The sequence below is a fragment of the Luteibacter sp. NPDC031894 genome (assembly GCF_050273135.1).
Lineage (GTDB): Bacteria > Pseudomonadota > Gammaproteobacteria > Xanthomonadales > Rhodanobacteraceae > Luteibacter.
In genome coordinates, this window is record NZ_JBNNMV010000007.1 from 104842 (window position 1) to 129522 (window position 24681).

The 24681-nt window shown below is 67.2% G+C and carries 23 protein-coding genes; 8 read left to right on the forward strand and 15 right to left on the reverse strand.

The window, feature by feature from the left end; genetic code table 11:
* Positions 1–2 precede the first annotated feature (2 nt).
* Positions 3–857 carry a PfkB family carbohydrate kinase gene (locus tag ACQKIE_RS16740; protein ID WP_427461192.1) on the forward strand — a complete coding sequence of 285 codons (855 nt, stop codon included), beginning with the start codon at positions 3–5 and terminating at the stop codon, positions 855–857.
* On the opposite strand, the gene ACQKIE_RS16745 is transcribed toward ACQKIE_RS16740, so the two are convergent.
* Entirely contained in the window at positions 740–1576 is an 837-nt protein-coding gene (locus tag ACQKIE_RS16745) for a glutaminyl-peptide cyclotransferase (protein WP_427461194.1), read from the reverse strand. The genes ACQKIE_RS16740 and ACQKIE_RS16745 overlap by 118 nt on opposite strands.
* Positions 1576–4209 (reverse strand): M1 family metallopeptidase, encoded by a 2634-nt coding sequence (locus tag ACQKIE_RS16750; protein WP_427461196.1) that lies wholly within the window; start codon positions 4207–4209, stop codon positions 1576–1578. The genes ACQKIE_RS16745 and ACQKIE_RS16750 overlap by 1 nt, the downstream gene beginning before the upstream one ends.
* A gap of 206 nt (positions 4210–4415) precedes the next feature.
* On the opposite strand from ACQKIE_RS16750, the gene ACQKIE_RS16755 reads away from it, so the two are divergent.
* Positions 4416–4940, forward strand: coding sequence for a type II toxin-antitoxin system PemK/MazF family toxin (locus ACQKIE_RS16755; protein ID WP_427461198.1), 525 nt, complete (start codon positions 4416–4418; stop codon positions 4938–4940).
* A gap of 251 nt (positions 4941–5191) precedes the next feature.
* On the opposite strand, the gene ACQKIE_RS16760 is transcribed toward ACQKIE_RS16755, so the two are convergent.
* Positions 5192–6430 (reverse strand): tetratricopeptide repeat protein, encoded by a 1239-nt coding sequence (locus ACQKIE_RS16760; RefSeq protein ID WP_427461200.1) that lies wholly within the window; start codon positions 6428–6430, stop codon positions 5192–5194.
* 97 nt (positions 6431–6527) lie between these two features.
* Positions 6528–7403 carry an SDR family oxidoreductase gene (locus ACQKIE_RS16765; RefSeq protein WP_427461361.1) on the reverse strand — a complete coding sequence of 292 codons (876 nt, stop codon included), beginning with the start codon at positions 7401–7403 and terminating at the stop codon, positions 6528–6530.
* 326 nt (positions 7404–7729) lie between these two features.
* On the opposite strand from ACQKIE_RS16765, the gene ACQKIE_RS16770 reads away from it, so the two are divergent.
* Positions 7730–8737, forward strand: coding sequence for a zinc-binding alcohol dehydrogenase family protein (locus ACQKIE_RS16770; protein ID WP_427461202.1), 1008 nt, complete (start codon positions 7730–7732; stop codon positions 8735–8737).
* A gap of 10 nt (positions 8738–8747) precedes the next feature.
* Here ACQKIE_RS16770 and ACQKIE_RS16775 read toward each other — a convergent pair whose 3' ends face one another.
* Genes ACQKIE_RS16775 through ACQKIE_RS16800 form a run of 6 tightly spaced genes read right to left on the reverse strand, consistent with a single transcriptional unit; the run spans position 8748 to position 14143 of the window.
* Complete coding sequence (locus ACQKIE_RS16775) at positions 8748–10682, reverse strand: response regulator (protein ID WP_427461204.1); 1935 nt, start codon at positions 10680–10682, stop codon at positions 8748–8750.
* Positions 10669–11520 carry a sensor histidine kinase gene (locus tag ACQKIE_RS16780; protein ID WP_427461206.1) on the reverse strand — a complete coding sequence of 284 codons (852 nt, stop codon included), beginning with the start codon at positions 11518–11520 and terminating at the stop codon, positions 10669–10671. Before ACQKIE_RS16780 ends, ACQKIE_RS16775 begins: the two co-directional genes overlap by 14 nt.
* Positions 11517–12530, reverse strand: coding sequence for an ATP-binding protein (locus ACQKIE_RS16785; RefSeq protein WP_427461208.1), 1014 nt, complete (start codon positions 12528–12530; stop codon positions 11517–11519). The genes ACQKIE_RS16780 and ACQKIE_RS16785 overlap by 4 nt, the downstream gene beginning before the upstream one ends.
* On the reverse strand, positions 12521–12925 hold the full coding sequence (locus tag ACQKIE_RS16790; protein WP_427461210.1) for an anti-sigma regulatory factor: 405 nt from the start codon (positions 12923–12925) through the stop codon (positions 12521–12523). Before ACQKIE_RS16790 ends, ACQKIE_RS16785 begins: the two co-directional genes overlap by 10 nt.
* Entirely contained in the window at positions 12922–13284 is a 363-nt protein-coding gene (locus ACQKIE_RS16795; RefSeq protein ID WP_427461212.1) for an STAS domain-containing protein, read from the reverse strand. Before ACQKIE_RS16795 ends, ACQKIE_RS16790 begins: the two co-directional genes overlap by 4 nt.
* Before the next feature lie 7 nt (positions 13285–13291).
* Entirely contained in the window at positions 13292–14143 is an 852-nt protein-coding gene (locus ACQKIE_RS16800) for an STAS domain-containing protein (RefSeq protein ID WP_427461214.1), read from the reverse strand.
* 138 nt (positions 14144–14281) lie between these two features.
* Here ACQKIE_RS16800 and ACQKIE_RS16805 point away from each other — a divergent pair, with 138 nt between their 5' ends.
* Positions 14282–14635, forward strand: a complete 354-nt coding sequence (locus tag ACQKIE_RS16805; protein ID WP_427461216.1) for a response regulator — start codon at positions 14282–14284, stop codon at positions 14633–14635.
* 10 nt (positions 14636–14645) lie between these two features.
* Here ACQKIE_RS16805 and ACQKIE_RS16810 read toward each other — a convergent pair whose 3' ends face one another.
* On the reverse strand, positions 14646–15029 hold the full coding sequence (locus ACQKIE_RS16810) for a nuclear transport factor 2 family protein (protein ID WP_427461218.1): 384 nt from the start codon (positions 15027–15029) through the stop codon (positions 14646–14648).
* 188 nt (positions 15030–15217) lie between these two features.
* On the opposite strand from ACQKIE_RS16810, the gene ACQKIE_RS16815 reads away from it, so the two are divergent.
* Positions 15218–16582 (forward strand): hypothetical protein, encoded by a 1365-nt coding sequence (locus tag ACQKIE_RS16815; RefSeq protein WP_427461220.1) that lies wholly within the window; start codon positions 15218–15220, stop codon positions 16580–16582.
* A 67-nt stretch (positions 16583–16649) separates the two neighbouring features.
* Positions 16650–18023 (forward strand): D-serine/D-alanine/glycine transporter, encoded by a 1374-nt coding sequence (gene cycA / locus ACQKIE_RS16820; protein WP_427461222.1) that lies wholly within the window; start codon positions 16650–16652, stop codon positions 18021–18023.
* Positions 18024–18105: 82 nt separating this feature from the next.
* Here cycA and ACQKIE_RS16825 read toward each other — a convergent pair whose 3' ends face one another.
* Positions 18106–19443 carry a lysozyme inhibitor LprI family protein gene (locus ACQKIE_RS16825; protein ID WP_427461224.1) on the reverse strand — a complete coding sequence of 446 codons (1338 nt, stop codon included), beginning with the start codon at positions 19441–19443 and terminating at the stop codon, positions 18106–18108.
* A gap of 56 nt (positions 19444–19499) precedes the next feature.
* Complete coding sequence (locus ACQKIE_RS16830; RefSeq protein ID WP_427461227.1) at positions 19500–20249, reverse strand: HD domain-containing protein; 750 nt, start codon at positions 20247–20249, stop codon at positions 19500–19502.
* Positions 20250–20369: 120 nt separating this feature from the next.
* Here ACQKIE_RS16830 and ACQKIE_RS16835 point away from each other — a divergent pair, with 120 nt between their 5' ends.
* Both ACQKIE_RS16835 and ACQKIE_RS16840 read left to right on the forward strand, forming a co-directional pair.
* Positions 20370–21233: an intradiol ring-cleavage dioxygenase gene (locus tag ACQKIE_RS16835; protein ID WP_427461229.1), complete on the forward strand. Its 864-nt coding sequence runs from the start codon at positions 20370–20372 to the stop codon at positions 21231–21233.
* A 187-nt stretch (positions 21234–21420) separates the two neighbouring features.
* A complete protein-coding gene (locus ACQKIE_RS16840; RefSeq protein ID WP_427461230.1) occupies positions 21421–22494 on the forward strand; it encodes an MraY family glycosyltransferase in 1074 nt (357 codons plus the stop codon).
* Here the strand turns inward: ACQKIE_RS16840 and ACQKIE_RS16845 are convergent.
* A complete protein-coding gene (locus ACQKIE_RS16845; protein ID WP_427461363.1) occupies positions 22457–23632 on the reverse strand; it encodes a glycosyltransferase family 4 protein in 1176 nt (391 codons plus the stop codon). The genes ACQKIE_RS16840 and ACQKIE_RS16845 overlap by 38 nt on opposite strands.
* A gap of 5 nt (positions 23633–23637) precedes the next feature.
* Positions 23638–24681: a right-handed parallel beta-helix repeat-containing protein gene (locus tag ACQKIE_RS16850; protein ID WP_427461232.1), complete on the reverse strand. Its 1044-nt coding sequence runs from the start codon at positions 24679–24681 to the stop codon at positions 23638–23640.

Here is a 24681-nt window from a genome sequence, read left to right on the forward strand (position 1 = left end):
GCATGGCCGGCGTACGCCTGCTGGTCGTCGGCGGTTATAGCGAGGAAGAGCGCTGGCGCACGCCACGCCTTCCGCGCGCCGGCGAACCGGTCTACGCCGATCAGTTCGAGCGCAGCCCCGGCGGCAAGGCATTCCACCAGGCCGTCGCCGCCGCGCGCGCCGGCGTGCCCGCCGGTCTCGTCGCCGCCATCGGGGACGACACCATCGATCCGTCCGGCCTGCCCGCCAACGTGGTGGCTCGCTGGCAGGTAGTGTCCGGCGTTCGCACCGGTCGCACCGCCATCGTCGTGGACGCGAAGGGACAGGCACTATCGGTGCTGTCTTCCGGAGCGAACGACCACCTCGACGCGGCGTTCGTCGCCGCGCAGGCCGACCTGTTCGACACCGCGACGGTGTTGCTCGCCTCCACCGAGGCGAACATCGACGCCGTGGCGGCCACGCTCGAGCTGGCCGGCGCGAAGCGCCTCCTGCGCGTGCTCGACCCTGGCCCGCTGCCGCCCGGACTGTCGGTGCGGGAATTTGCCAGCACCGACGTCCTGCTGCTGGACGTGCACGAGTTCGCCCGCGTCTGCGGCCGCTTCCTGTCGATCGACATCACCGCACAGGCGGTAACCGGCATGGACGACACCACGATCAACGCTCTCGCCCGCCGTCTTTGCGCCGGCACGGTGGTGGTCTCCCTCGACCGCAGCTGCCTCGTGTCGCACGGGAGCGACAGGCATGGCGACGAAGCGGACCTCTACCGCGTCCCGACCTGTGGATCGGGCGACGTCTTCAAGGGCACGCTGGCGGCGCGACTGGTGGATGCATCCTGCTTCCGCGACGCCCTCGTAGCGGCCTGCGCGGCCTCGAACTGAAGCAACACCCGAATCTCGTAAACCGCATCCCAACGCTTGCCCGTCACGAACAGCCGGTCGTGTGCCGCGTCGTAGGCGATGCCGTTGAGTACGTCGTCGGCGGGGTTGTCCACGTGCTGCAGGCGGACCAGGTTGCCCAGCTCGATCCACCCGACGACATGGCCGGTCGATGGATCGATGCGCGCGATGCGCGAGGTCTGCCAGACATTGGCGTAGATCTCGCCCTTCACCCACTCCAGCTCGTTGATCTGCTGCAGCGGTTTCCCGTTCACCGTCACGTCGATCGACCCCGTCTGCGCGAATGTCTCGGGGTCGAGGACGCGTATGCGCGGCGAGCCGTCGCTCATGAAGAGGTGCGAGGCGTTGCGCGTCAGCGCCCAGCCTTCGCCGGGATACCGTATCTCGCCGAGCAGCGCGAACGTCATCCTGTCGTACAGGAAACCGACGCCCGCCTGCCAGGACAGTTGCAGGATCTTGCCGCCGCTGGCGACGATGCCCTCGCCGAAGACCTGTCGCGGCACCTCCCGCCGCTGCACCACCTCGCCGGTGTCCAGGCGCACCTTGCGCATGCCGGCGTCGACATAGCCGCCAGTGCTTTCGAAGAGGTACCCGTCCTCGTAATACAGGCCTTCGGTGAAGGCCTGTCGGTCATGCGGATAGGTGCGGACGATGCGCACGGTGGACGTCGGAACGTCCACCGGCGCAGCCATGACGATCATCAGCCGTTCTTCTTCAGCCAGGCATCCACCGCGGGCAGGCGTTCCTTGCGCACCATGACGCGGTACGTGATGTTGGCCATGCTGGTTTCCGCGTCGCGGCGCGAGGTCGGGGCGATGTACTTGTCGGCGAACGCCTTGACCTTGTCGATCATGGCAACGTCCATCGACCCGCTGGCGAGCCTCGGGTAATAGCGGGCCGTCGAGGTCGAATCGACGAAATGGTCGACGGTGTCCTTGTGCGCCACGGCGAAGTCGAACGCCAGCTCCGGATGCGCGCGGGACACGGCGGAAATCATCGCCGCGCTGTTCGTCGCGCCCGGTTCGTCGGTCAGGGCGAGTTCCAGCGCTCGCTTCGCCAGTGCCTCGTCTTCCGGCGTGGCCAGCAGGGCGTATAGCCTGTCCTTCACCAGCGGGGTCTTCTCCGCCTTCGCTTCCGCGTGCAGCTTGTCCCAGGTCGCCGCGTCGGCGCGCGACGCCACCACGGCAAGAATGGTCTTGCGCAGTTCGGCCGGCATCGCATTCGTCTCGTAGCGATGGCGTGCCTCGGCGATGACCTTCGCATCGCCCAGGTGTGCCAGCGTGCGGATCAGGGTGGCGCGCAGGATCGCTACCGGCGCTTCCTCGCCCGCCTTCGCTTCCCAACCCACCTGCGCGAACTTGGGTGCCAGCCGCGCGATGGCGTACTTGCGCAGCGTGGCCTGGCGCTTCGCATCACCCTGGTAGTACTCGTCCAGCGTGGTCATGTCGCCGGCGACGTCTTCCCACAGGAGCGGCGAGGCGTCCATCGGCACGACCTTCACCAGGTCGAGCACGTCGGACGCCGGCTGCAGGCCGGCCATGCCAAGCGCCCACACGTCGGCGGTCAGGCCGAGCTGGTCGATCGGGTCGAGCTTCGCGAACGCGCCCTGCAGCGCCTTCATCTGTGCCGGGGCATACAGCGTGCGGTAGTAGCCGCTCTGCCCCGCATTCACCAGGACCGGCGTGCAACCGGCGACGGTGAGCGTGCCGGCGCCGTCCGTGAGCAGCGTGGACGAGGTCGCACCGCCGATCGTCTTCGCGATGACCGGCACGTGCCACGCAAGCGCCTTCTTTTCGGGACGATCGCGCGTGAATTCGCCCTGCGAGAGCTTGAGGGTGGTCGAGCCGTTGGCGCAGGACGCCGACTCCACGCGCACCAGCGGGATGCCCGGCTGCAGGGTGAAGTCATGCGCCACCGTGCTGACCGGCTTGCCGGCGGCCGCGTCGATTTCCTTCCAGAGGTCGTCAGAGACGGTGTTCGAGTACTTGTGCGCCTTGATGTACGCCTGCACGCCCTTCTGCCAGGTGTCGGCGCCGACATAGGCCTCGAGCATGCGGATGACCGACTCGCCCTTTGCGTACGTGATGGAATCGAACGCCTGGCTGGCCTGCTCGACCGTTTCCACGTGCTGCACCACCGGATGCGTAGTGGCGACGGCATCGCGCGCCATGGCGCCCTCGCGGGTCAGCACCGCTTCGAGGTTGGTATGCCATTCCGGATGCAGCCGTTCCGTGGTGCGCGAGGCCAGCCACGAGGCGAAGCCCTCGTTGAGCCACAGGTCGTCCCACCAGCGCATGGTCACCAGGTCGCCGAACCACTGGTGCGCCATCTCGTGCGCGGCGGTGTTGAACACTTCCTGCTTGTCCGACTGCGTCGAGATGGACGGGTCGAGCAGCAGTGCGTATTCGAAGGTGTAGATCGCGCCCCAGTTCTCCATGGCGGCGAAGAACTGGCTCTGGCCCGGCGACGCGATGTTGTCGAGCTTCGGCAAGGGATACGGCACGCCGAAGTACGCGTTGTACTCCTGCAGCACGGCCTTGCCCGAGTCCAGCGTGAACTGCGCCTGCGAGGTGAGGCCCTTTTGCGTGATCACGCCGATTTCCACGCCGTCGCTCTTCGTCGTGGCGCGATCGAACTCGCCCAGTCCGAAGAACAGCAGGTAGGTGGACATCTTCGGCGACGGCTGGAAGCTGACCTGGGTGAGGCCGTTGCCGAGGTCCTTCTTCGAGGCCGCCGGCATGTTGCTCACGGCCATCTCATTGCTGGGCACGGTGGCCTTCAGCGTGAAGGTGGCCTTATAGGCCGGCTCGTCCCACGACGGGATGAAGCGACGGGCGTCTGAGTTCTCGAACTGCGTGTAGAGCGCGCGCTTCCTGCCGTCCGCCTTGGTGTCGTAATCGATCGCGAACAGGCCGTTGGCCTGCGTGCCGATCTTGCCGGTGTATGACATCGACAAGGTGTACGAGCCCGCGGGAATGGCGTGGTCGAAGGTGAAGGTCGCGGTCTGCGCGTCATTGTCGATGGAGACCTTCGGCGCGGCGAACTTCGCCTTGCCCTTCGCCGGGACGAGGGTCACGTCGGCGAAGGTCATGTCGATCGCGTTGAGCGTGACGGCCGCGGTGGGCTCGAGCACGTCGATGGCGATGGACACCTTGCCGTCGAAAGCGAGCCTCTCGGCATGCGGAACCACGGACACGTCGTAATGCGTCGGACGCACGCTGCGCGGCAGCTGGGTCGTGGCGAGCTGGCTGGCGTCCGCGGCAGGCGCGGCAACGGCGGCGGCGGAAAGACCGGCGAGCGCGAAGGCGATCGCGCTGACGAGAGGTGTACGCATGTTAGGCCCTTGGTTCACACCCCGCCGGACATCCGGCGGCGGTCGATCCGCCGATGGTCGCCGGGCCGAAGCGATGGGGGAAGCGCCGGAAGTCACGGGCGCAGGAACTTGCTGAGTAGGGAGCCGCAAACGAGACGTTGGCATGGCCGCTCGCTCCGCACTGTCGATTTATACTTCGAGGACAGCCCAGGAGCACGGAGGCCTTGATGGCCATTAATGGCAGCCCACGCAACGGCGCCATCCTCATGTGCGAATTCAATGCGCATGAGCTGGAACTTGCCAGTGACGGAAATATGGTGAAGACCCGCGCGGTGGTGGTTCTGTCGCCTCAGCATCAGCGACGGGGGAAGCTGCTACATGTCGTGCCGATCAGCATGACGCCGCCAAGGGAAATCGAGCCTTGGCACGTTGAGATTCCGCTGGAATGCATCCCTGCGCCCGCCCGACATAGAGAGGGGACTCGTTGGGCGAAGTGCGACATGGTCGTCACGGTGGGTTGGAGTCGATTGAACCGCTACAAGGGGCCGAAGCGCGACGGACGCGATGTCTACTACGACACGTACGTGGACATAGAGACGATGGTCAAGCTGAAGAAAGCGGTCGCTGCCGTGTTCGGAATCCGGAGCAATCTATGGACGTATGGCCAAGCCATCCGCTCCGCCGGGTGCGAATTAAAGACAGCAATTGAGAGAGCCGAGAAATTGCCCCTGGAAACGCCGGAGAGCGGGTAATCGTCACGAGCACCCTCATAAGCCGTTGATTTCCAAACTTGAAATTCGTGCATTCTCTGGTCAAACTATGCCAAGTCCAGAACACACGGACCCTCGAAGACCTAGGTCAGACCCTTTCGGGTGGCAACCAGGCAGGGAAGGAGGGCATGACACCCCTTCCGCATCTTCCCTCGCAGAGCCCAGGCGCTTCGGCCCTGGGCTCAGTCATTTCTGGTGAGGGCTCAGGGGACTTTGGCGGTCGTTGGCGGCGCTTACCTGAATCGCCACCAGGCGCGCTTCTCCAACTTGCGCAACGCCCTCAAATGCCCGCGCGCCGCCGCCTTGCGATACCACGCGCGGGCGATCGACGGGTTACGCGGGACGCCTTCGCCGCGCTCGTGGAACTGGCCCAGTTCGAATTGCGCGTCGGCGTGGCCGGCGCTGGCGGCGTGCCGCAGGAGGCGGACGACTTCGGTCACGTTACGCGGCACGCCGCGTCCCTCGTCGAGCATCCGCGCCAGCGCGTACTGCGCCGGGGCATGCGCGCGCTCCGCCGCGAGCGCCAGCCAACGGACAGCCTCGCGGTCGTTGCGGGCCAGGCCGTCGCCGGCGGCCAGGCGCTGGCCGAGCAGGAACTGCCCGGCGGCGTCCTGCGGTCCGAGCCGGGTCAGGCGGTCCGACGCCGGTTCGTGCGGGTCCGGCGCCATATCCAGTCCGTCCAGCAGCCGGCGTGCCTCGCTGTCGCCTTGCTCCGCGGCACGGGCGAACCAGTGGCGTGCATGCTCGCGATCTTCCGGTAGCGCGCTGGCTTCGAGATGCAGCTTGCCGAGGGCGAACTGCGCTGTGCCGTTGCCGAGCTCGGCGGCCCGGCGGTAATGATGCTCGCCCGCCACGGTGTCCCGAGGCACACCGATGCCGTCGCAATACATATGGGCGAGGCTGCACAGTGCGTCCGCGTAGCCGGGCGCGTCGGGCTCGCCGCGTTCCACCGCTCTCGCGTAATAGGTGAAGGCCAGTTCGGCATCGCGTGGCACGCCGCGGCCGAAATAGTGCGAAACGCCGAGGTTCACGCAGGCCTGCACGTGCCCCTGGTCAGCCGCCAGGGTCCACCAGCGCAGGGCTTCCTGGCGATCGGTAGCAACGCCATGGCCGCGTGCGTGGAGGGTACCCAGGGCGCATTGCGCGTCCGCCGAGCCCGCCTCCGCCGCGCGGCGATACCAGCCCGCGGCCTCGAACGGGTCGCGCGGCACGCCCAGCCCTTCCGCATGGTGCGCGGCGAGCCGGCACTGGCTTTCGAGATCACCCTGCTCGGCGGCGCGCCGGAACCACTGGGCGGCGCGATGGTGATCCTGGGCCACGTGCTCGCCCACGGCATACATGTGCGCCACCTGGCCCTGCGCGCGGACGTCACCCAGCTGCGCCGCCTTCTCCAGGCGGCCGAATTTCTGCAAGGCATCCATCTCCGCGACGAACCGATGGTCGCCGAGCGCGCCCGATCTCCCCTGCGACATCCCGTTCCCCTGCAAACGCCTGTCGATCGTGGGGCCGGATCATAGGGGGAAGCGGCCGCGGAAGATATCGGCTTTTTGGACAGGGGTCCGGGAGCGGTCAGGGGTTACCGGCGCCGCCGGAGGCGCCGAAGATCTGGCCGGTCTCGTAGCTGGCTTCGGTGGAGGCCAGTTGCACGTAGATCGGCGCGATCTCCGCGGGCTGGCCCGGGCGGCCCATGGGGCTGTCGCCGCCGAACTTCTTCAGCTTGTCCGGCGTCTGGCCACCCGAGACCTGCAGCGGGGTCCAGAACGGCCCCGGCGCCACGCCGTTCACGCGGATGCCTTTCTTGATCAGCTGCTTCGCCAGGCCCTTGGTGAAGATCATGATCCCGCCCTTGGTCATGGCGTAGTCCAGCAGGTTCTCCGAGGGGTTGTACGCATTGACCGAGGTCGTGTTGACGATGGCGGCGCCGGGCGGCAGGTGCGGCACGGCGGCCTTGGTGATCCAGAACATGGCATAAAGGTTCGTCTTCACCGTCCAGTCGAAGTCTTCGGTGGAAATGTCGGTGATCGAGTCGAAGCTATGTTGCCGGGCGGCGTTGTTCACCAGGATGTCGAGGCCGCCGAGTTCCTGCACGGCCTTCTGCACCATCTGCGTGCACCACGCTTCCTCGCGAATGTCGCCCGGCAAGGCGACGCCCTTGCGGCCGGCCTTGCGAATGAGTTCGATCACTTCCTTCGCATCCTCCTCTTCCGCCGGCAGGTAGCTGATCGCCACGTCGGCACCCTCGCGCGCGTAAGCGATGGCGACGGCGCGACCGATGCCGGAATCGCCGCCGGTGATCAGCGCCTTGCGACCCGCCAGGCGGCCGCTGCCCTTGTAGCTGGTCTCACCGTGGTCGGGCCGTGGGTTCATCTTTCCGGCCAGGCCCGGCCACGGCTGGCTCTGGACCGCGAAGGGCGGATGCGGAAAACCCTGGCGCGGATCGCCCATGCCGCGCACACCGCCCGACCCGGTGCTCGTTGCCGCACCCGTGGCGGCGAAAGTGGGGGTGCCGGCGAGGGCCGCGGCGGCGACGCCGAGGGATGCGTTCTGGACGATGCGACGGCGCGAGGGGGAAAAGTCGTCAGTCATGATCGATGTCCCGCAGTAGTGATCGAGGCCTCGGAAGCTTCGACAGGACCGGGTGCACTCCCCGTCGTCGCGACGCGAATGTCGTGCGATTTTCAACGCGGTGGCGAAACTGATCCCGTGCGGGAGCGGTTTCCAGGCATGCCCGAAGGGAGGACCATGCCACGATTCCCCACGGAGACCGCTGCATGAAAGCCATCGTCTACACCCGCCACGGCCTGCCCATAGACGATCCGGAGTCGCTGGTCGAGATGGAGCTGCCGCAACCCGTGCCGGCAGGTCGCGACCTGCTCGTCGCCGTGAAGGCGGTGTCGGTGAATCCCGTGGATACCAAGGTGCGCAACGGCATGCCCACGACGGAGCCGCGCGTGCTCGGCTTCGACGCCGTCGGCACGGTCACGGCGGTGGGCGACGGCGTCACGTTGTTCAAGGAAGGCGACGCGGTCTATTACGCGGGTTCGCTCGTTCGCCCCGGCAGCAACGCCCAGTTCCAGCTGGTGGACGAGCGCATCGTCGGCCGCAAGCCACGCTCGCTCGACGACGCGCACGCCGCGGCGCTGCCGCTCACGACGCTGACCGCATGGGAGCTGTTGTTCGATCGACTGAAGATCGTCGAAGGCGGCAACGAGGGCGAGGCCCTGCTCGTCATCGGCGCGGGCGGTGGCGTCGGATCGATCCTGGTCCAGCTTGCGCGCAAGCTGACGAAGCTCAGGATCATTGGCACGGCCTCTCGGCCGGAAACGGTCGCATGGGTCCGCGAGCTCGGGGCGCACGACGTGATCGACCACGGCAAGCCCCTGGCGCCCCAGCTCGAGGCTCTTGGTGTCGCGCAAGTCGACCACGTGATCAGCCTGACGCACACGGACGAGTATTACGAGCAGATCGTGGAGATCCTGAAGCCGCAGGGCCAGTTCGGCCTCATCGACGATCCGAAGTCACTGGATGCCACGAAGCTGAAGCGCAAGGCGATCTCGCTGCACTGGGAGTCGATGTTCACGCGCTCGACCTACCAGACGCCCGACATGGCGCGGCAGCACGACATCCTCGACCGCGTGGCGGACCTCATCGACGACGGCACCCTGCGCACCACGCTGGGCGAACACTTCGGCACGATCACCGCGGAAAATTTGCGCCGCGCGCACAAGCTCATCGAGAGCCACAAGGCGAAGGGCAAGATCGTGTTGGAAGGATTCTGAGCGCGGTCGCTCAGTCCAACATCGCGCGCACGCGGCCCAGCAACACGTCGCTCTCGAACGGCTTGGCGATCATGTCCATGCCCTGGCCGAGGAAGCGCGAGCGCTCCATCGCGTTCTCCGCGTAGCCGGTCATGAACAACACCGGCAAGGCGGGGCGCCAGGCGCGCGCGGCCTCGGCCAGTTCGCGGCCATCCATGCCCGGCATGCCGATGTCGGTCAGCAGCAGGTCGATGGGGTCGTCGCCGCGGAGCATGCGCAGGGCGTATTCCGTGTCACCGGTGGCGACGCAGGCATAGCCGGCCTGGGTAAGCAGTTCCGCGGCGAGGTTGCGTAAGGGCGCGGTATCTTCCACCAGCAGGATGCGCTCGCCCTGGCCGTTGGCCAGGACGTCCGGGAGGGACCCGGCCACCTCCACTTCGCGCTGGCTGGCCGGCAGGAAGAGCGACACGTCCGTGCCCCGTCCGACCGTGCTCCGGATGCGCGCTTCGCCGCCGGACTGGCGGGCGAAGCCGTAGATCATGGACAGGCCCAGCCCCGTGCCCTGCCCCATCGGCTTGGTGGTGAAGAAGGGCTCGAACACCTTCTCCAGCGTGGCCGGATCGATGCCCGAGCCATTGTCCGAGACCGTCAGTTCGACGTAGTCGCCTTCGCCCAGCGATGCATCCCGTGCGATCCGCTGCCGCCGCGTGCTGACCCGAATGATCCCACCTTCGGGCATGGCGTCGCGCGCGTTGATGACGAGGTTGATCACCGCGTTCTCGAGCTGGTTCGCGTCCACGTCCGCCACCATGGGCGACGATGCGAGGTCGAGGTCCAGCAAGACGCGCTCGCCGAGCGTCCGGCGCAACATGTCGTCGAGCGAACGGATGCACCGGTTCACGTCCGTCGCCTTCGCATCCAGGGGCTGCTGTCGCGCGAAGGCGAGCAGGCGGTGCGTGAGCGCGGCAGCGCGGCGCGCGGATCCGAGCGCGGCATCGGCGAAGCGCCTGAGCTTTTCCGGCTGTCCCGCCTCGAGCTGGCGATTGATGAGGTCGATGCCGGTGATGATGCTGGTGAGGAGGTTGTTGAAGTCGTGGGCGATGCCGCCGGTGAGCTTGCCCAGCGCGTCCATCTTCTGCGCCTGGAGCAACTGCGACTCGGTTCGCTCGCGCTCCGCGATCTCGATCGCCAGCTGGCTGTGCGCGCTGTCGATCTTCTCCAGCTGGTCGCGCTCGCGTCGGCGCTGCTCGGTCACGTCGTCCACGAAGACCAGTCCCGCCTCGTCGCGATACGGCGTGACGCGCCATTCGGTCTCCCGCGTGCCCGCCCGCGAGCGCATGCAGAGGATGCCGCGCCAGCGTTGCTTGCCCGCCAGGTTCCCGCGCATCTCGTCGAGGATGGCGTCCTGCCCCGGCTCGAAGCATGCGTCGAGCCTGCCATGGCACCCGGCGTCGTCGAGCAGCCGCTCGAAGGCCTGGTTGCAATCCACGATTTGCAGTTCGCCGTCCACCACGGCGATGGGCGCCGCGATGTTGGTGAATATCTCGCGGAAACGGGCCTCGGCGGCGCGCAGCGCATCCTCGGTGTCGCGCACGCGGATCAGGGTGCGCAGCGTCGCCAGCAGCACGTCCGGGTCCACGGGGTGGATGAGGTAGGCGTCGGCGCCGTTCTCCAGCCCGGTAATGAGGTCGCCGGTGTCGATGGATGCGGCCGACACGTGCACCACCGGCAGCAACATGGTCTCCGGCGCGTCGCGCAACTGCCGCACGATGTCGAAGCCGCTCATGTCCGGCAGGTTCACGTCCAGGATGACCGCGGCGAACTCCTGTTCCGCCAGTAGCGCCAGGCCCTCCGATCCGGTGCCGGCCTCCATCGCCTGGTAGCCGTGGCGCTCCACGGTCCGGCGCATGGCGTACCGGGTGGCGGCGTTGTCGTCGACGATCAGGAGGCGATTAATCCGCGGCATGCACAGCATCCATCGGCAACGTCAGGGGCAGCACCACGTGGAACACCGAGCCGGCACCGGGCGTGCTGGTCACGCCGACCTCGCCGCCCAGCAGGTGCGCGAACTGGCGGCACAGCGAAAGGCCCAGCCCGGTGCCGCGGAGGCGCTTCTGCAAGGGCGAGTCGACCTGGGTGAAATCCTCGAACAGCGAGCCCTGGAGTTCGGCGGGAATACCGATCCCGGTGTCGCTGACGGCGAAGCGGACGTGGTCGTCGCCCTCCAGGTGCGCTGACACCCGGATCTCCCCGCGCGGCGTGAACTTCATCGCGTTGGAGATGAAGTTGCGCAGGATCTGGGCAAGTTTCTTGTCGTCGGTGTAGAGCCGGGGCATGTTCTCCGGCTCCTCGAAGATCAGGTCGGCCTCGGTGGCGTCCATGATCGGCCGGAACATGCCGCGCAGGGCGGCGAACAGGTCCATCAGCTCGAACCACGCGGGCGAGATGGTGATGCGTCCGGCCTCGACCTTGGCCAGGTCGAGCAGGTCGTCCACCATGTCGCTGAGCTCGCGCGCGGCGCTGGCGACGAACGCCACCTGCTTGTGCTGCTCGGGCGCCAGCGCGCCGTCCAGTTCATCGGTAAGCAGGCGCGCGATGCTGAGGATCGAGCCCAGCGGCGTGCGGAACTCGTGGCTCATGTAGGACAGGAACCGGCTCTTGAGTTCCGAGGCCTGGCGCAATTGCTCGGCCTGCTTGTCCAGTTCGGCGTAGAGCGCGAGCACGCCCTGGTTGGTCTCTTCCAGCTCCGCGCGGAGGCCCGCGTTCTCCGCCTGCAGCCGCTCGACGTCGTCGTTCTCGGTCATGGGTCGGTTCCAAGGTGCATGGCGACGATGGTGACGTCATCGCGTCCGCGATTGAAGTCCCGGTGCAGCAGGGCCGTCACCACGGCCGGGTGGCGCGACGCCACCCCGGGGTAGTCACGAAGGTTCCAGCGCGAGATCAGGCCATCGCTGTACATCAGCATCAACTTGCCCTTCGCATCGGGGAAGTCGAAGGGCTGCGCGCGACGCGCCTGCACGCCCACGATCCCGGGATGCGACGCCAGTCCGCGAGAGCCCTCGAGCGTGGCCAGGCTGCCCGCGATGTTGCCGATGCCGGTATAGCGCAGGGATCCGCTCGCTCCGTCGAATTGCGCCACGGCGACCGCGCCGCCGCGCGTCCCATTCATGGCCGCGTGCAGCGTCGCCAGCAGCGACACCGGATCGTCGAAGGCCTGCGCCACGAAAGCCGCGGTGCCGGCCAGCGCGGCGTCATGGGCCGAGAGGCCATGGCCCAGTCCATCGACCACCAGGACCGAGGCCTTGTCTCCTTGCACGGCCACCGCCCAACCATCGCCGCAAACCGACTCGCCATCCATGCGCTGCTGGGTGGCGCCGAGACGGATGTCGGCCGTGCCGAAGCCTTTGGGGTACAGGCGCGCCATCACCACCGCGCCTCGCGCGTCGGCGTACATGTCCATGACATCGGACTGGCGCGAGACGGCACCCAGGCCTTCGCCGCGCGTCCCCCCCGTGGAAAAGCCATCGGCGAGGCATTCGGCCAGGTTGAAGCCCGGGCCACGATCCACGGCCACCACCTCGACCCCCATCGTGCCGTTGCCTGGCACCACCGCCACATGGATTTCCCCGACCTTCGCGTGCTTCAGCACGTTCGTGGCGAGTTCCGTGGCGACCAGGCCGACGCGGCCGCTATCGGTGGCATCGAATCCCGCATCGGCGGCCGCCTGCTGGGCGATGCGCCGGGCCTGCCCGACCTGGGTCGGCTCCTCGATCGTAACGATACGGCTATGGGTGCCGACGAACGTCAGGTCCATTTGCAGATCGTTACTCGGGTACCCGCGCCCGGCGCACTCTCCAGGGAGAACTCATCGACGAGCCGCTTTGCACCGGTGAGGCCGAGGCCGAGGCCGTGGCCGGACGTCCAGCCGTCGGTCATCGCCAGCTTCACGTCGGGGATGCCGGGGCCTTCGTCGCGAAACACGAGGCGCAGCCCTCGACGCGGGCCGTCTTCGAGGATCTCCCAATCCATATGCCCACCGCCCCCATAGATGACGGCGTTGCGGGCCAGCTCGCTGGCCGCCGTGATCAGCTTGGTCTGGTCGACCAGGCGCAGGCCGCACTCGATGGCCAGCTTGCGTGCCGTCTGCCGTGCCAGCACGACATCCTGCTCGACCCGCACCGCCTGTGTGCCGTCCATGACGGCGCTCATCGCGCGTGCACGCGTTCGCGCAGCAGGCTCATGCCGCGCTCGACGTTCAGCGCGGTGCTCACTCCGGGAAGGGTCAGGCCGAGCTCGACCAGGGTGATGGCGACGGCCGGCTGCATGCCCACCAGCACCGTCTCCGCGTCCATGATCTTGGACAGGCTGGAAATGGTGCCGATCATGCGGCCGATGAAGGAGTCGACGATGTCGAGCGCCGAGATGTCGATGAGGACGCCTTTTGATCCGTGCCGGTTGATGCTTTCGGACAGATCGTCCTGCAGGGTCAGCGCGAGCTGGTCGTGCATGTCGACCTGGATGGTGACGAGGAGAAACTCGCCCATGCGCAGGATAGGGATGCGATCCATGGCGTCGTCAGACCTTGCTGACCGTGAAGCCGGAACGCTTCAGCGCGAGCGCCAGCGCGTCGGCGAGGTTCGACTTGGTGACGATGCCCTGCAGGTCGAGGCCGAGATGGACGATGGTCTGGGCGATCTGCGGGCGCACGCCGCTGATGATCGCATCGGCACCCATCAACCGGATGGCCGTCACCGTCTTCAGCAGGTGCTGGGCCACGAGGGTGTCGACCGTCGGCACGCCGGTGATGTCGATGATGGCGATCTCCGCCCCCGTTTCGACGATCCGCTGCAGCAGCGACTCCATGACCACCTGGGTACGCTGCGAGTCGAGCGTCCCGATCATGGGCAGGGCGAGCACGCCGTCCCACAGCTTCACGACCGGAGTCGAGAGCTCCAGCAGTTCCTCCTGCTGGCGCGCGATCACTTCCTCGCGCGACTTCTGGAACGTGCGGATCGTGTGCATGCCCAGCGCGTCGAGCAGTTCCGAGATCGCCCACATCTGGGCGACGAGCTCGTTCGGGTCGGCGGCGTACTCGACCTGGAGCAGGTCGAACAGCGGGCGCTTCAGCGAGAAGATGAAGCTGGCCGTGGCCTGCGAATCGAAGCCCTGCAGCGCGCGACTGCGCGACAGGCGCTCGAGGAACGTGCGGGTCTCGCTCCAGTCGTTGCCCGAGATCGAGGTGTCCCCGACGCGGGCGTTGCTGGCGAGCAGGCGGATGAACTCGCGCGTCTGGTTGTCGATGTCGATGGCCGTGACGCGCGCGTCGCGCGACGCGCCCGTGGCTTCCAGGCTGGCCGTCCAATTCGCCTGCAGGTCGGCTTCGTTTTTGCGAATGACATCGATCGTGCGCTGGGTCAGAGTCGTCATGGGCATCCCCCTGAAAACCGTTATGATGCGTTGACGCACGGCACAATGGAATAGTGTCGAAGCCCGACATTTTTGTTGACGAAGCCTTCACGCGCGGCGGCGTATCTGCGTCGCGCACTACCCTCGAGAGCGGATTCCATGGCCACCGATCGTCCCCTCGTCGTACTCCTCGTCGAGGATGATGACGCGATTCGCGAACTCACCGCGATGATCCTCGAAGACGCGGGCCACGAAGTCCATGCCATGCCAGACGGCGACGCCGCCGATCGATGGCTGCAGGCGCACCGGGCCGATGTGCTGTTCACCGACGTGCGCATGCCGGGCACGGTCAGCGGGCGGGACCTCGCCGAGCGACACGCCGACATGCACGTCCTGGTGACCTCGGGCGAGATGCGGGAGCAGCACGCCTGGCTGACCGACGCCATGGACTACCTGCCCAAGCCCTACGACCGGAAGACCCTGCTCGCCGCCGTGGGACGCGCGATCGCCTGAAGGTGCCGCGTCAGGCCTTGTCGACCACGCGGCAGATCCTGCCGCCCGAGAAATCGAACTCCGAACGTCCCCGCATCTCGATGACCGTGCCTGCGCGGGGCCCTTCGGGAATGTCCTCGGCGACCTCGCCATGGAAGTCGATCGTCGCCACGAGCGTGTCGCCCACGGCTTCCACCGCCACGATGCTCTGTCGCCGCGCCGCGAACATCGCCGCGCCGACGCGCGCCAGCTTCTCGAAGTCTCCCTTGCCGTCCGTCGCCACGCCCAGTTCGCCGCCGGAGTGGTGCTCGAAGCGGACGTCGTCCGACAGGGTGGCGAGCATGCCGTCGATGTCGAAACGGTTGTACGCGTCGATGTAGGCCTCGATGAGTGCCTGGCGGTCGCGGTCGATCATGCGGGACTCCGTTGGGTGGTCGTGGGAAGCATGCGGCGATAGTACATAGACGCCCGTGTCCGCGGTGTCCGCCGTGCGTCCGAGGACACCGCACGGGACCCATGGGATGTTCGGGAGGCGAGTGCTGCCCTGTGCCGTCCTGCTGGCCTGGCGATTGCAAGGACGTCCCCGACCACCAAGGAGCGGCAATGGCAGGCAACCGTACCCGATATTCTTTTTTCCTGGCGGTCCTGTCCGCCTTCGCCACCGTCGCCACCGCCGGGGATGTCACGCCCTTGCGTTACGACCTCGCCTTCCACATGCAGGGCGACACCCTGGCGAACGTCGATGTTCGTCTGTCGACCCGGGCCGGTCCCGACGGCATCGTCGATGTCGCCGTTCCCTCCCGGCAAGCGACCGGCGTGGGTGTCGAACATGGCACCCTGGACACGTCCGTTCCGGGACGCTGGATCGTCCGCACCGCGCCCGAAGGCAACGTGGTGCTGGCGTGGCAGAGCCAGCTGGCGGGTGCGTCCCGGACACTCGACTGGGACACGGGCCAATCGGTGCTCGTGCGCTCCGACGCCCTGGCGGCGGCGGGCAATGTGTTGTTCGCACTGCCCGAAGGCCCTGCGAAGCGCCCTGTCGAGGTGCATTGGCAGGCACCCCACGGTTGGGTGGTATCGACCTCACTGGTGCAGGGCATGCAAGACCTCGAACAGGTCGCGGGCGGAACATTCCTGGCCGCGCGCCATGCCCGCAGCGCCACCCGGCGCATGGGCGACGCGACCGTCACGATCACGACGCTGGACGGCTCGCGCGACGTGGCGCGGATCGCGCGCGACGTCGCCAACGTGGTGTCGAACGTGACGCCACCCGCGTCGCGCCACGACTACACGCTCAACATCGTGGATGTCGACGGCACCGGTACGGGCGCGGGGATGGTCTCCTCGACCATCGGAGGGACGGCTTACCTCATGGCGGGTTCCGAGGACGACGCGTGGATGCCATGGCTCATCGCGTCCGCCGCGTTGCCGCGGCACGCACCGGAGGAGGCCTCCCTCGCTTGGTACACCCAGGGCGTCGCCGCCTTCCGAATCATCCGCAAGCTGTACGACAAGGGCCATCTGCCGCCGCCCGCGCTCGCCTACATGCTCAACGACGCGACGACGAGCTATGGCAACTCACCGCTCCGGCGCGCGCCAGGAAGCCAGGTCGCGGAGCTCTACGCAAGCTCGCGCGACATGCGGGACCTGGTCGCGCGCCGGGGCGAACTGCTCGCCTGGCTCCTCGACGCGCACATCCGCGCAGTCACCGGCGGAAGGAGATCTCTGGAGGATGCGCTGGCCCGGATGGGTGAGCCGACGGGGGACCCCGGCGCGGCGCTCGTCGACGCCACCGCCGCCATCGGCGCCGGCGACATCGGCCCGCTCTACCGCCGCTACATCGTGGACGGCGACCTGCTGCAACTCCCGCGCGACGCCCTCGGGCCCTGTTTCACCATCGGCACCGTCGCCGACTGGGGCGGTTGGCAAGTGCAGCACGTTTTTGCGAAGCCCGCGTGCCGACGCTAGGTTCGTGCCTTGCCGCCACCCCGCGCGACCCGTATGGTTCCGGCTTCCGTCCCGACCGAGCATCCCGATGTCGCATTCGCAGGAGCAGTCCCCCGAGCACCTCAGGCGTAGCCTGTCGAATCGCCACCTGCAACTGATCGCCATCGGCGGAGCCATCGGCACCGGCCTCTTCATGGGATCGGGCAAGACCATCAGCCTCGCCGGGCCGTCGATCCTGCTGGTGTACCTGATCATCGGCGTGATGCTGTTCTTCGTGATGCGGGCGATGGGCGAGCTGCTGCTCTCCAACCTCAACTACAAGTCATTCATCGACTTCTCCACCGACCTGCTCGGGCCATGGGCGGGCTTCTTCTGCGGCTGGACGTACTGGTTCTGCTGGATCATCACCGCGATCGCCGACGTGATCGCCATCGCCTCGTATGCGCAGTTCTGGTTTCCCGGCCTTGCGCCGTGGATACCGGCATTGCTGTGTGTCGCCCTGCTCCTGACCCTGAACCTCACCACCGTGCGACTGTTCGGTGAGCTGGAGTTCTGGTTCGCCCTGATCAAGATCGTTGCGATCTGCGCGCTCATCGTCACCGGCTTCGGCATGGTGGCGTGGGCGTTCCGTTCGCCGGACGGGCACGTGGCTTCGCTCGCCAACCTGTGGAACGACGGCGGCATGTTTCCCATGGGCATCGGTGGCTTCTTCGCCGGTTTCCAGATCGCCGTGTTCGCCTTCGTCGGCATCGAGCTGGTCGGCACCACCGCGGCCGAAACGGCGGACCCGGAACGCAACCTGCCCAAGGCGATCAACTCGATCCCCGTGCGCATCATCCTGTTCTACGTGCTCTCGCTCGTCGTGATCATGTCGGTGACGCCGTGGCGGCAGGTGCTGCCGGGCAAGAGCCCCTTCGTGGAGCTGTTCGTGCTCGCTGGCATCCCGGCCGCCGCCAGCCTCATCAACTTCGTCGTGCTCACCTCGGCCACCTCGTCGGCCAACAGCGGCATCTTCTCCACCAGCCGCATGCTTTACGGCCTGGCCGAAGAAGACCACGCGCCCAAGGGCTTCCACCAGCTGTCGAAAGCGGCCGTACCGTCGCGCGGACTGTTCTTCTCCTGCATCTGCCTGCTCGCCGGCGCGATGCTCGTGTACGTGATCCCCAACCTCGTCACAGCCTTCACCCTGGTGACGACGCTGGCGGCCATCCTCTTCATGTTCGTCTGGTCGTTGATCCTGGTGGCTTATATGGCGTACCGGAAAAACCGACCCGAGCTGCATGCGGTGTCGAGCTACAAGATGCCCGGCGGCGTGTTCATGTGCTGGGCGTGCCTCGTCTTCTTCGCTTTCGTGCTGGTCTTGCTGGCGCTGGAAAGCGACACACGCCAGGCCTTGATCGCCAGCCCGGTGTGGTTCGCCATCCTCGGTATCGGTTACGCGCTGCGCCGCCGCAAGGCCTGACCTCGCAGCGTTCTTCCGGAATGGAGATGGAAAGGCCGCCCCATGATGGGGCGGCCAGCGATTCGGCAGTGCCGCAATGCGCTCAGCGCGCTTCCGGCGGCGGCGGCGGAACCACCGCCGACAACAGCAGCGAGCCGCGCTTGACCTTCACGTACACCGAGGCCACGGGCTCCAGCTTTCCGCCGGTCAGACGCCAAGCCGAAATCAGCCAGTCGTCGTTGATGCGCCAGCCGACATGGCCGTGCCCGATGACACCGAGCAACGTCTCTCCCCGGAAATCGATCGGGAACAGGCTGGCCTCGGGCCCATACCCGGCCATCTCGCCATCCGCGAATCCCGCTCCGAAATCAGGCAGGTCCGCATAGGTGGCGGACCCGCCCTTCGGTACGATGCCCGACGGCGCCCGGGCGGCGGCGGCCATGGCATCGAAGTCCGTTTTGGCCGCGCCCTTCAGGGAGCGATCCAATGTGCCGGGCACTGGGCTGCGGTCATAGCGCGCCACGGCCGCCATGGCCGCCGTCGTGAAGTCGTCGCAGGGTGACTGTTTCGGCGCGCAGGCGCTGCCGAGCGGGCTCAGCGCGTGATCGAACCGCAGCGTGAGCTGCGCATCGGGACCGAACTTCCCGCCATCCCAACGGCTGGTTTCGAGGTTCATCTCGTCCGCCGACGGATTGGTCAGCACGGTCGCGACGATGTCGTCGCCAATGCGGGCCATGCCGTGCATCGTCATGCAGTCGCCATCCCACGCGCTCGGCACGACGACCGCGATCGCCTTCTTGCCTTCGATGCGAAAGGGCGCCTCCGTCCAGCAATGCGCCGTGCCGCCCACGGAAAACAACGAGCTCACCGGCATGCCGGCCAACTGACGGTAGCCCGACGAGGCGTCCAGCGCGCCGAGGGCCTTGCGCATACCGGCGTCCGGCTCGAACGGGAACGCTTTGGCGTCGTCGAGCGGAACGTCCGTCGCCACGGTGACGGGCAGGCCCGCCTTGCCGAGGTCGGCGAGGACGTCGGAGGAACCTGCCGGAAGATGCGACAGCGCGCCCTGCACCGCGTCCAGCGGCTCCGGCGCCTTCGCGTCGAGGCCGTGCAGGAAATCGATCCGCGCCGGGTACTGGCCGACGGTGGCGGCCAGGGGCTTGCCGGGGTTGTCACGCAGGAAATCGGCGATCGCCGCGTCCCGATCCGCGAGCCAATGAAGCTGGTCGAGCTTCAAGGCGATGCTCTTGTCGGGGTGGTTTTTCAGCGCGGTGCGAAAAGCCTCGCCCAACTGACCGTCCAGTGCCGACACCTTCGGCGAGGCGCAGATCGCCTTTTCCACGGCATTCGATGCCTTGCCGCAGTCGAACCCCGCCGCGCAAGCCATCCCGGCCGTCAGCAACAGCGGTGCTCCCACCATCCATCCCATCGTCTTCCTCACGCGCGTACCTCCATGCTGCCGGCCTCCCGGCGATCGAGGGACATTCTACGGAAAGACTATTTCCCGTTTGCCCATGGTGACTTCAGCATCAGGCTGCTGAAGTCCCGGCGGACGAACGTCGGGTCCTTGTACGCCATGATATCGGCGAGGCCGGTGCCCTGGGTCGCTTCGGGACGGTGCTTCATGCCGTCGTAGACGGCTTGCATGAAATCTTCCGCGAAGCCCGGCGGATGCGGATGCGCCGCCTCGACGGCGCTGCGTTCGGCCGCCGTGAAGCCGTCATAGCCTGCACCCACGAGGTCCATGTTCGCGCCCTCGGCGAGGAGCGTCGCGACGGGGAACAAATGCGGCGAAATGCCATTGGTGGTGTGCAACGCGATCGCCAGCCAGATGTTCTGGCTCTCCGCCTCCGATGCGCCGTGCTTGCGCAGGAAGTCGCGCGCGGCATCCGCGCCGTCCACCTCGAAGCGCGAGTGGCTCGTGCCGTAACGAGCCGTCAGGCCGTAATCGTGGAACATGGCGGCGACGTAAAGAAGCTCGGGATCCACACTGAGGCCCTTCCGCTTTCCCGCCAGGGCCGCCCAGTAGTAAACGCGCACCGAATGCTCATAAAGGAACTCGCCCTCTGCACGACGGACGAGGTCGGCGGCATCGCGAGCGAGCTTGCTGTCGGGAATTCGCATATCGGCGACGTCATGGCTGGCTTTCGGGGCCGTTGGAGCAGGTGCGCGCACCTGGGCCCGAACCTCCGCTGCCACCACGGCGGACAACAGGCAGCCTGCGGCGATGAGCATACGAATCAACATGACGGTCTCCGCAGTTCCTGGCGAATGGTGGCTCATCCGTGCCCCGGATGCTTGTAAAGAACAAGCGGCGAGCCCCGGGGGTCGCGCATGATGATGGTTCCGCCCCGAAGGAACCGTGCGATGCGTCAATTGACCGAAGAGAGCCTCACACACGCGGTGCTTGCCGCCACCGATACGAGCGTCGATCCGCGCACACGGGACGTCGCAAACGCGTTGATCCGCCATCTGCACGCGTTCGTCAGGGAGATCGAGCCGTCGGAAGCGGAGTGGCTGAAGGGAATCGAATTCCTGACGCGTACCGGTCACACTTGCGACGCGAACCGCCAGGAGTTCATCCTCCTCTCCGACACGCTCGGCGTCTCGATGCTCGTCGATGCGATCAATCATCGCCGCCCCGGCAACGTCACCGAAAGCACCGTGCTGGGTCCCTTCCACGTCCACGGCGCGCCGGCGTTGCCCATGGGGGCGAACCTCGCCGAGGGCGTCGACGGCGGCTCCCCCGCCTTCGTCGAAGGCCGAGTGCTGGACGGTAACGGGAAGCCCATCGCAGGCGCGCGCCTCGATGTGTGGCAGGTGCGGCCCGACCGTCTCTACGACGTGCAGGACCCGGAGCAACCATCGATGCAGCTAAGGGCCGTCTTTCACACCGCCGCCGACGGCCGGTACCGTTTCCGGACCGTCATGCCGGTGAGCTACGCCATCCCGGACGACGGACCGGTCGGCGAGATGCTGCGTGCCCTCGGGCGTCATCCGTGGCGTCCCGCGCATATCCATTTCATCGTGTCGGCGCCGGGCCATGCACCGGTGGTCACCCATGTCTTCGTCGAAGACGATCCCTATCTCGATTCAGACGCCGTTTTCGGTGTGAAAGATTCGCTCGTGGTCGCTTTTGAGGAACGCCCACCCGGTATGGCACCGGATGGCGCGCCCATGGAGACGCACTTCCACGTCGCGCACCACGACTTCAGCCTCTCGGCGCGATAGCTCTGCTAAACCAAAGCAATCCTTCACAAACGTCTTTTTTGGCTACCGGCCAATGTACTCCGCTTGCACGATTCGACAGGCATCCTCGCGCCAGCTTTGCATCCCAACCCGCGCGCGGCAGGCGCAACGGCCCGATCATGACTTCCTGAACAGGGAGGCGTGGACGTCGCAACGAGGAGTCTGCCGCATGTTGGAGCCACGACTTGTGTTGGCGTGCGCGGTCTCCGCCACCGTCACCGCGTCGATGATCGTGATCATGTGCCGCCTCGCCGGCCCCTGTGGCATGGTGGATCGTCCGGGCGGCCGGAAAACGCATGCCGGTGAGATTCCACTGATCGGCGGTCTCGCCATCCTGACGGGGCTCCTCGCCAGCCTGCCCCTGCTTAGCATTCCGCTGGGCCTGCAACTCCACCTCGTGGCGACGGCGGCCATCCTTTCGTTGGCCGGCGCAGTCGACGATCGCTTCGGCATGGGTGCGCGATCGCGGCTCGCCCTGGAAGTCTGCGCCGCCGCCTGGATGATCGTCGCCGGCGCGCCCCATATCGCCTGCCTGGGTCGCGTCGGCGACGCGGTGGTGCACACCGGCGATCTCGGTGTGCCATTGACCATCATCGCGGTGGTCGGCCTGGTGAACGCCTTCAACATGCTCGACGGCATCGATGGGCTGGCCGCGGCGCTCGCGCTCGTGGCCATCGGCGCGATGATCGTCTACGCCGATGGCAATGTCGCGATGGTCCATATCCTGCTCGTGCTCGCCGCGGGCATCCTCCCGTTCCTGCTCGCCAATCTCGGCGTCTTCCGGCAACGCATTTTCCTTGGCGACGCGGGCAGCATGCTGATCGGCTACCTCATCGCGTGGGCACTTATCGCCGTGAGCCAGGCGACGCCCCGCGACGTCTCCCTGCCTGCGGCCGCGTGGTGCGTCGCCCTTCCCGCATTCGATACCCTCGCGGTGGTGTACCGGCGCATGCGCAGCGGTCGCTCGCCATTCGCCGCCGACCGGAGCCATATCCATCACCTCCTCCTGGCCGCCGGGCTGGGGCCGCGGCAAACCTTGCTTGTCCTCGTCGTGCTGGCCAGCGCGTTCGCAGCGACCGGCTATGCGCTGCGGCACCTTGCGCCGGGAAGCAGCCTGCTGGCGCTCGCGGCATCCGCCCTGGCCTACGTGGGCGCGAGGAAACTCGCTTGCAGGGCCCTCGCGCGCAGGGCGCAGACGCGACAGGTCAATGCACCGATCCTCCGGCCACTCGAGCCGGAGTGACCATCGCTGCGCCCAGCTGCTGGCATCCCACCAGTTCGCCATACACGCGCAAGGTCTGGTCGATGACGATCGACTGGTCGAAGTGCGCCACCGCGTTTGCGCGGGCGCGCGTCGCCAGGCGGTGTAACAGCGACCGGTCCGCATCCAGCCTGACGATGGCATCGGCCAGTGCCACCGCGTCCTTGCAAGGCACATGCAGGCCATCCACGCCGTCCGTCGCGACGACCTCGCGGCAGCCGGGCCTGTTCGTCGTCACGATCGCGAGGCCCGCGGCGGCCCCCTCGATGAGCGAGCGGGGCACGCCTTCGCCGTAGTAACTCGGCAACACCATCACGTCGGCAGTGGCGAGCAGCGACGCCATGTCATCCACATGCCCCACCCAGCGAACGACGCCTTCATGGTTCCACGAGGCCACGCGCTCCGGCGAGATGGAATGGGGATTGCCCGGATCGGGCGCACCAGAGAGTACGAAGTCGATGTCGCGGCCGGCGCGTTTCAGCAATCGCGCCGCCTCCACGAACTCCTCGACGCCTTTTTCCCTGAGCAGCCGCGAGGCCAGCACCACACGCAGGCGTCCCTCCGGATGCGGCACCGGGTGGAACCGGCCGGTGTCGACACCGGAACCGCGGATCACCCGGATACGCAACGGATCGACGAGTCCCGCGCGCGCCACCGCCGCGGCATCGTCCGGGTTCTGCAGGACCAGCAGGGAGGAACGGCGATCCAGCGTCCGTCGCATCAGGAAGGTCAGCACGGGCCGGAGGGCATGCGCCAGCGCGTCGTCACCGGCGTAGACATAGCCCATGCCGGTGATGGCATTCACGACGGACGGAACACCCGCAATCCGCGCGGCGAACGAACCATAGACGGCGCAGCGGAGCGTGAAGTTGTGCAAGACGTCGGGCTGCTCGTCGCGAAGCGCGGACACCGTGGCGCGAACCGTCCGCGCTTCCCGCAGCGGATCGAGGTGCCCGCGACACATCGGTACTTCCCGCCAGCGCAGGCCGTGGTCCGCGAATCGTTCTGCGTAGGCGTCCGGTGGGGACGCGAGCAGCACGTCGTGGCCGAGCTCGTGCAAGCGTAGCGCCGTGCCGAGCCGGAAGTTGTAGAGGTACCACGCCGTATTGGCGAAGAGCATGATTTTCACGATGGACTCCGGGGAAGGTCGATCTTCACGTTCAGTCGCGGGTCCGTGCCGCTTGGCGTGGCGCGCCACTGCGTGCCGTTGTCGCTGACGTCGTTCGTGCCGAGCGTGGCGTCGCGCACGTTGCGCGCCAGCACCAGCCCTTGCCTGCCCTGCCGACGTATGGTGCAGCCGCGAATATCGATGCCCGTCACGCCACGCGCGAGGACGCCGTGCGTGCGATTGCCTTCGATGACGCAGTCGACGATCGCCAGGTCGTGCACGTCGCCGCTACACTCGATGCCGCATCCGTCATTCCGTGACAGCGTGCTGCGCAACACGCGGATGCCGCGTGCCGCGCCTTGTCGTTGTGGCTCGATGTCGATGCCGGACGAAGGCGCCGTGCCGCGAGTGTCCGTGAACGTACAGGCGTCGACGACCACGTCGCTCGCCACGGTGATCGAAAGGCCTTGCCGGCGGTTGTGGCTGCACGTCACCCGCTGCAGCCGGATGTCCTGGCTCGGCCTGGCCTCCCCCGCCTTTCCCAGCGCCCCGACGTAGACGCCGTCGCCCCAGCACTCGGCAATGGCGATATCCGCCAGCGCGATGCGGCTCGACGACACGATGCGTATGCCATGCCCCCATTCGCCCCCGCCGCCGTGCGTGCCACGGTTCCCCACCAGCCGCCCGCCGCGGATCGAGACGTCGCTCACGCTGGTCAGGTCGATGATGGCGGAACGCGGCGCGTTGTCGGGAAGTGCCTGGAGGACGGCACCGTCGTCGAGCACGATGGACGACCCCGGTCGGGGACGCAATGAGCGCAGTGCGTCGATACGATAGACCCCGGCTGGAATGTGCACCACGACGCCTGTGCGCGCCGCGTCGAGCACGGCCTGCAGGGCCTGGGTGTCGTCTGCCCGACCGTCGCCGCGCGCACCGAACGATCGGGCATCCATGGCCTGCGCCATGCGCACCGCAGGAATCGCCGCACCCGCAAGGACCGATGCGGCACCCATCAGGAAGCGGCGACGGTGGGTCGAGACGCGTGTGTTCGGACCCGGCAT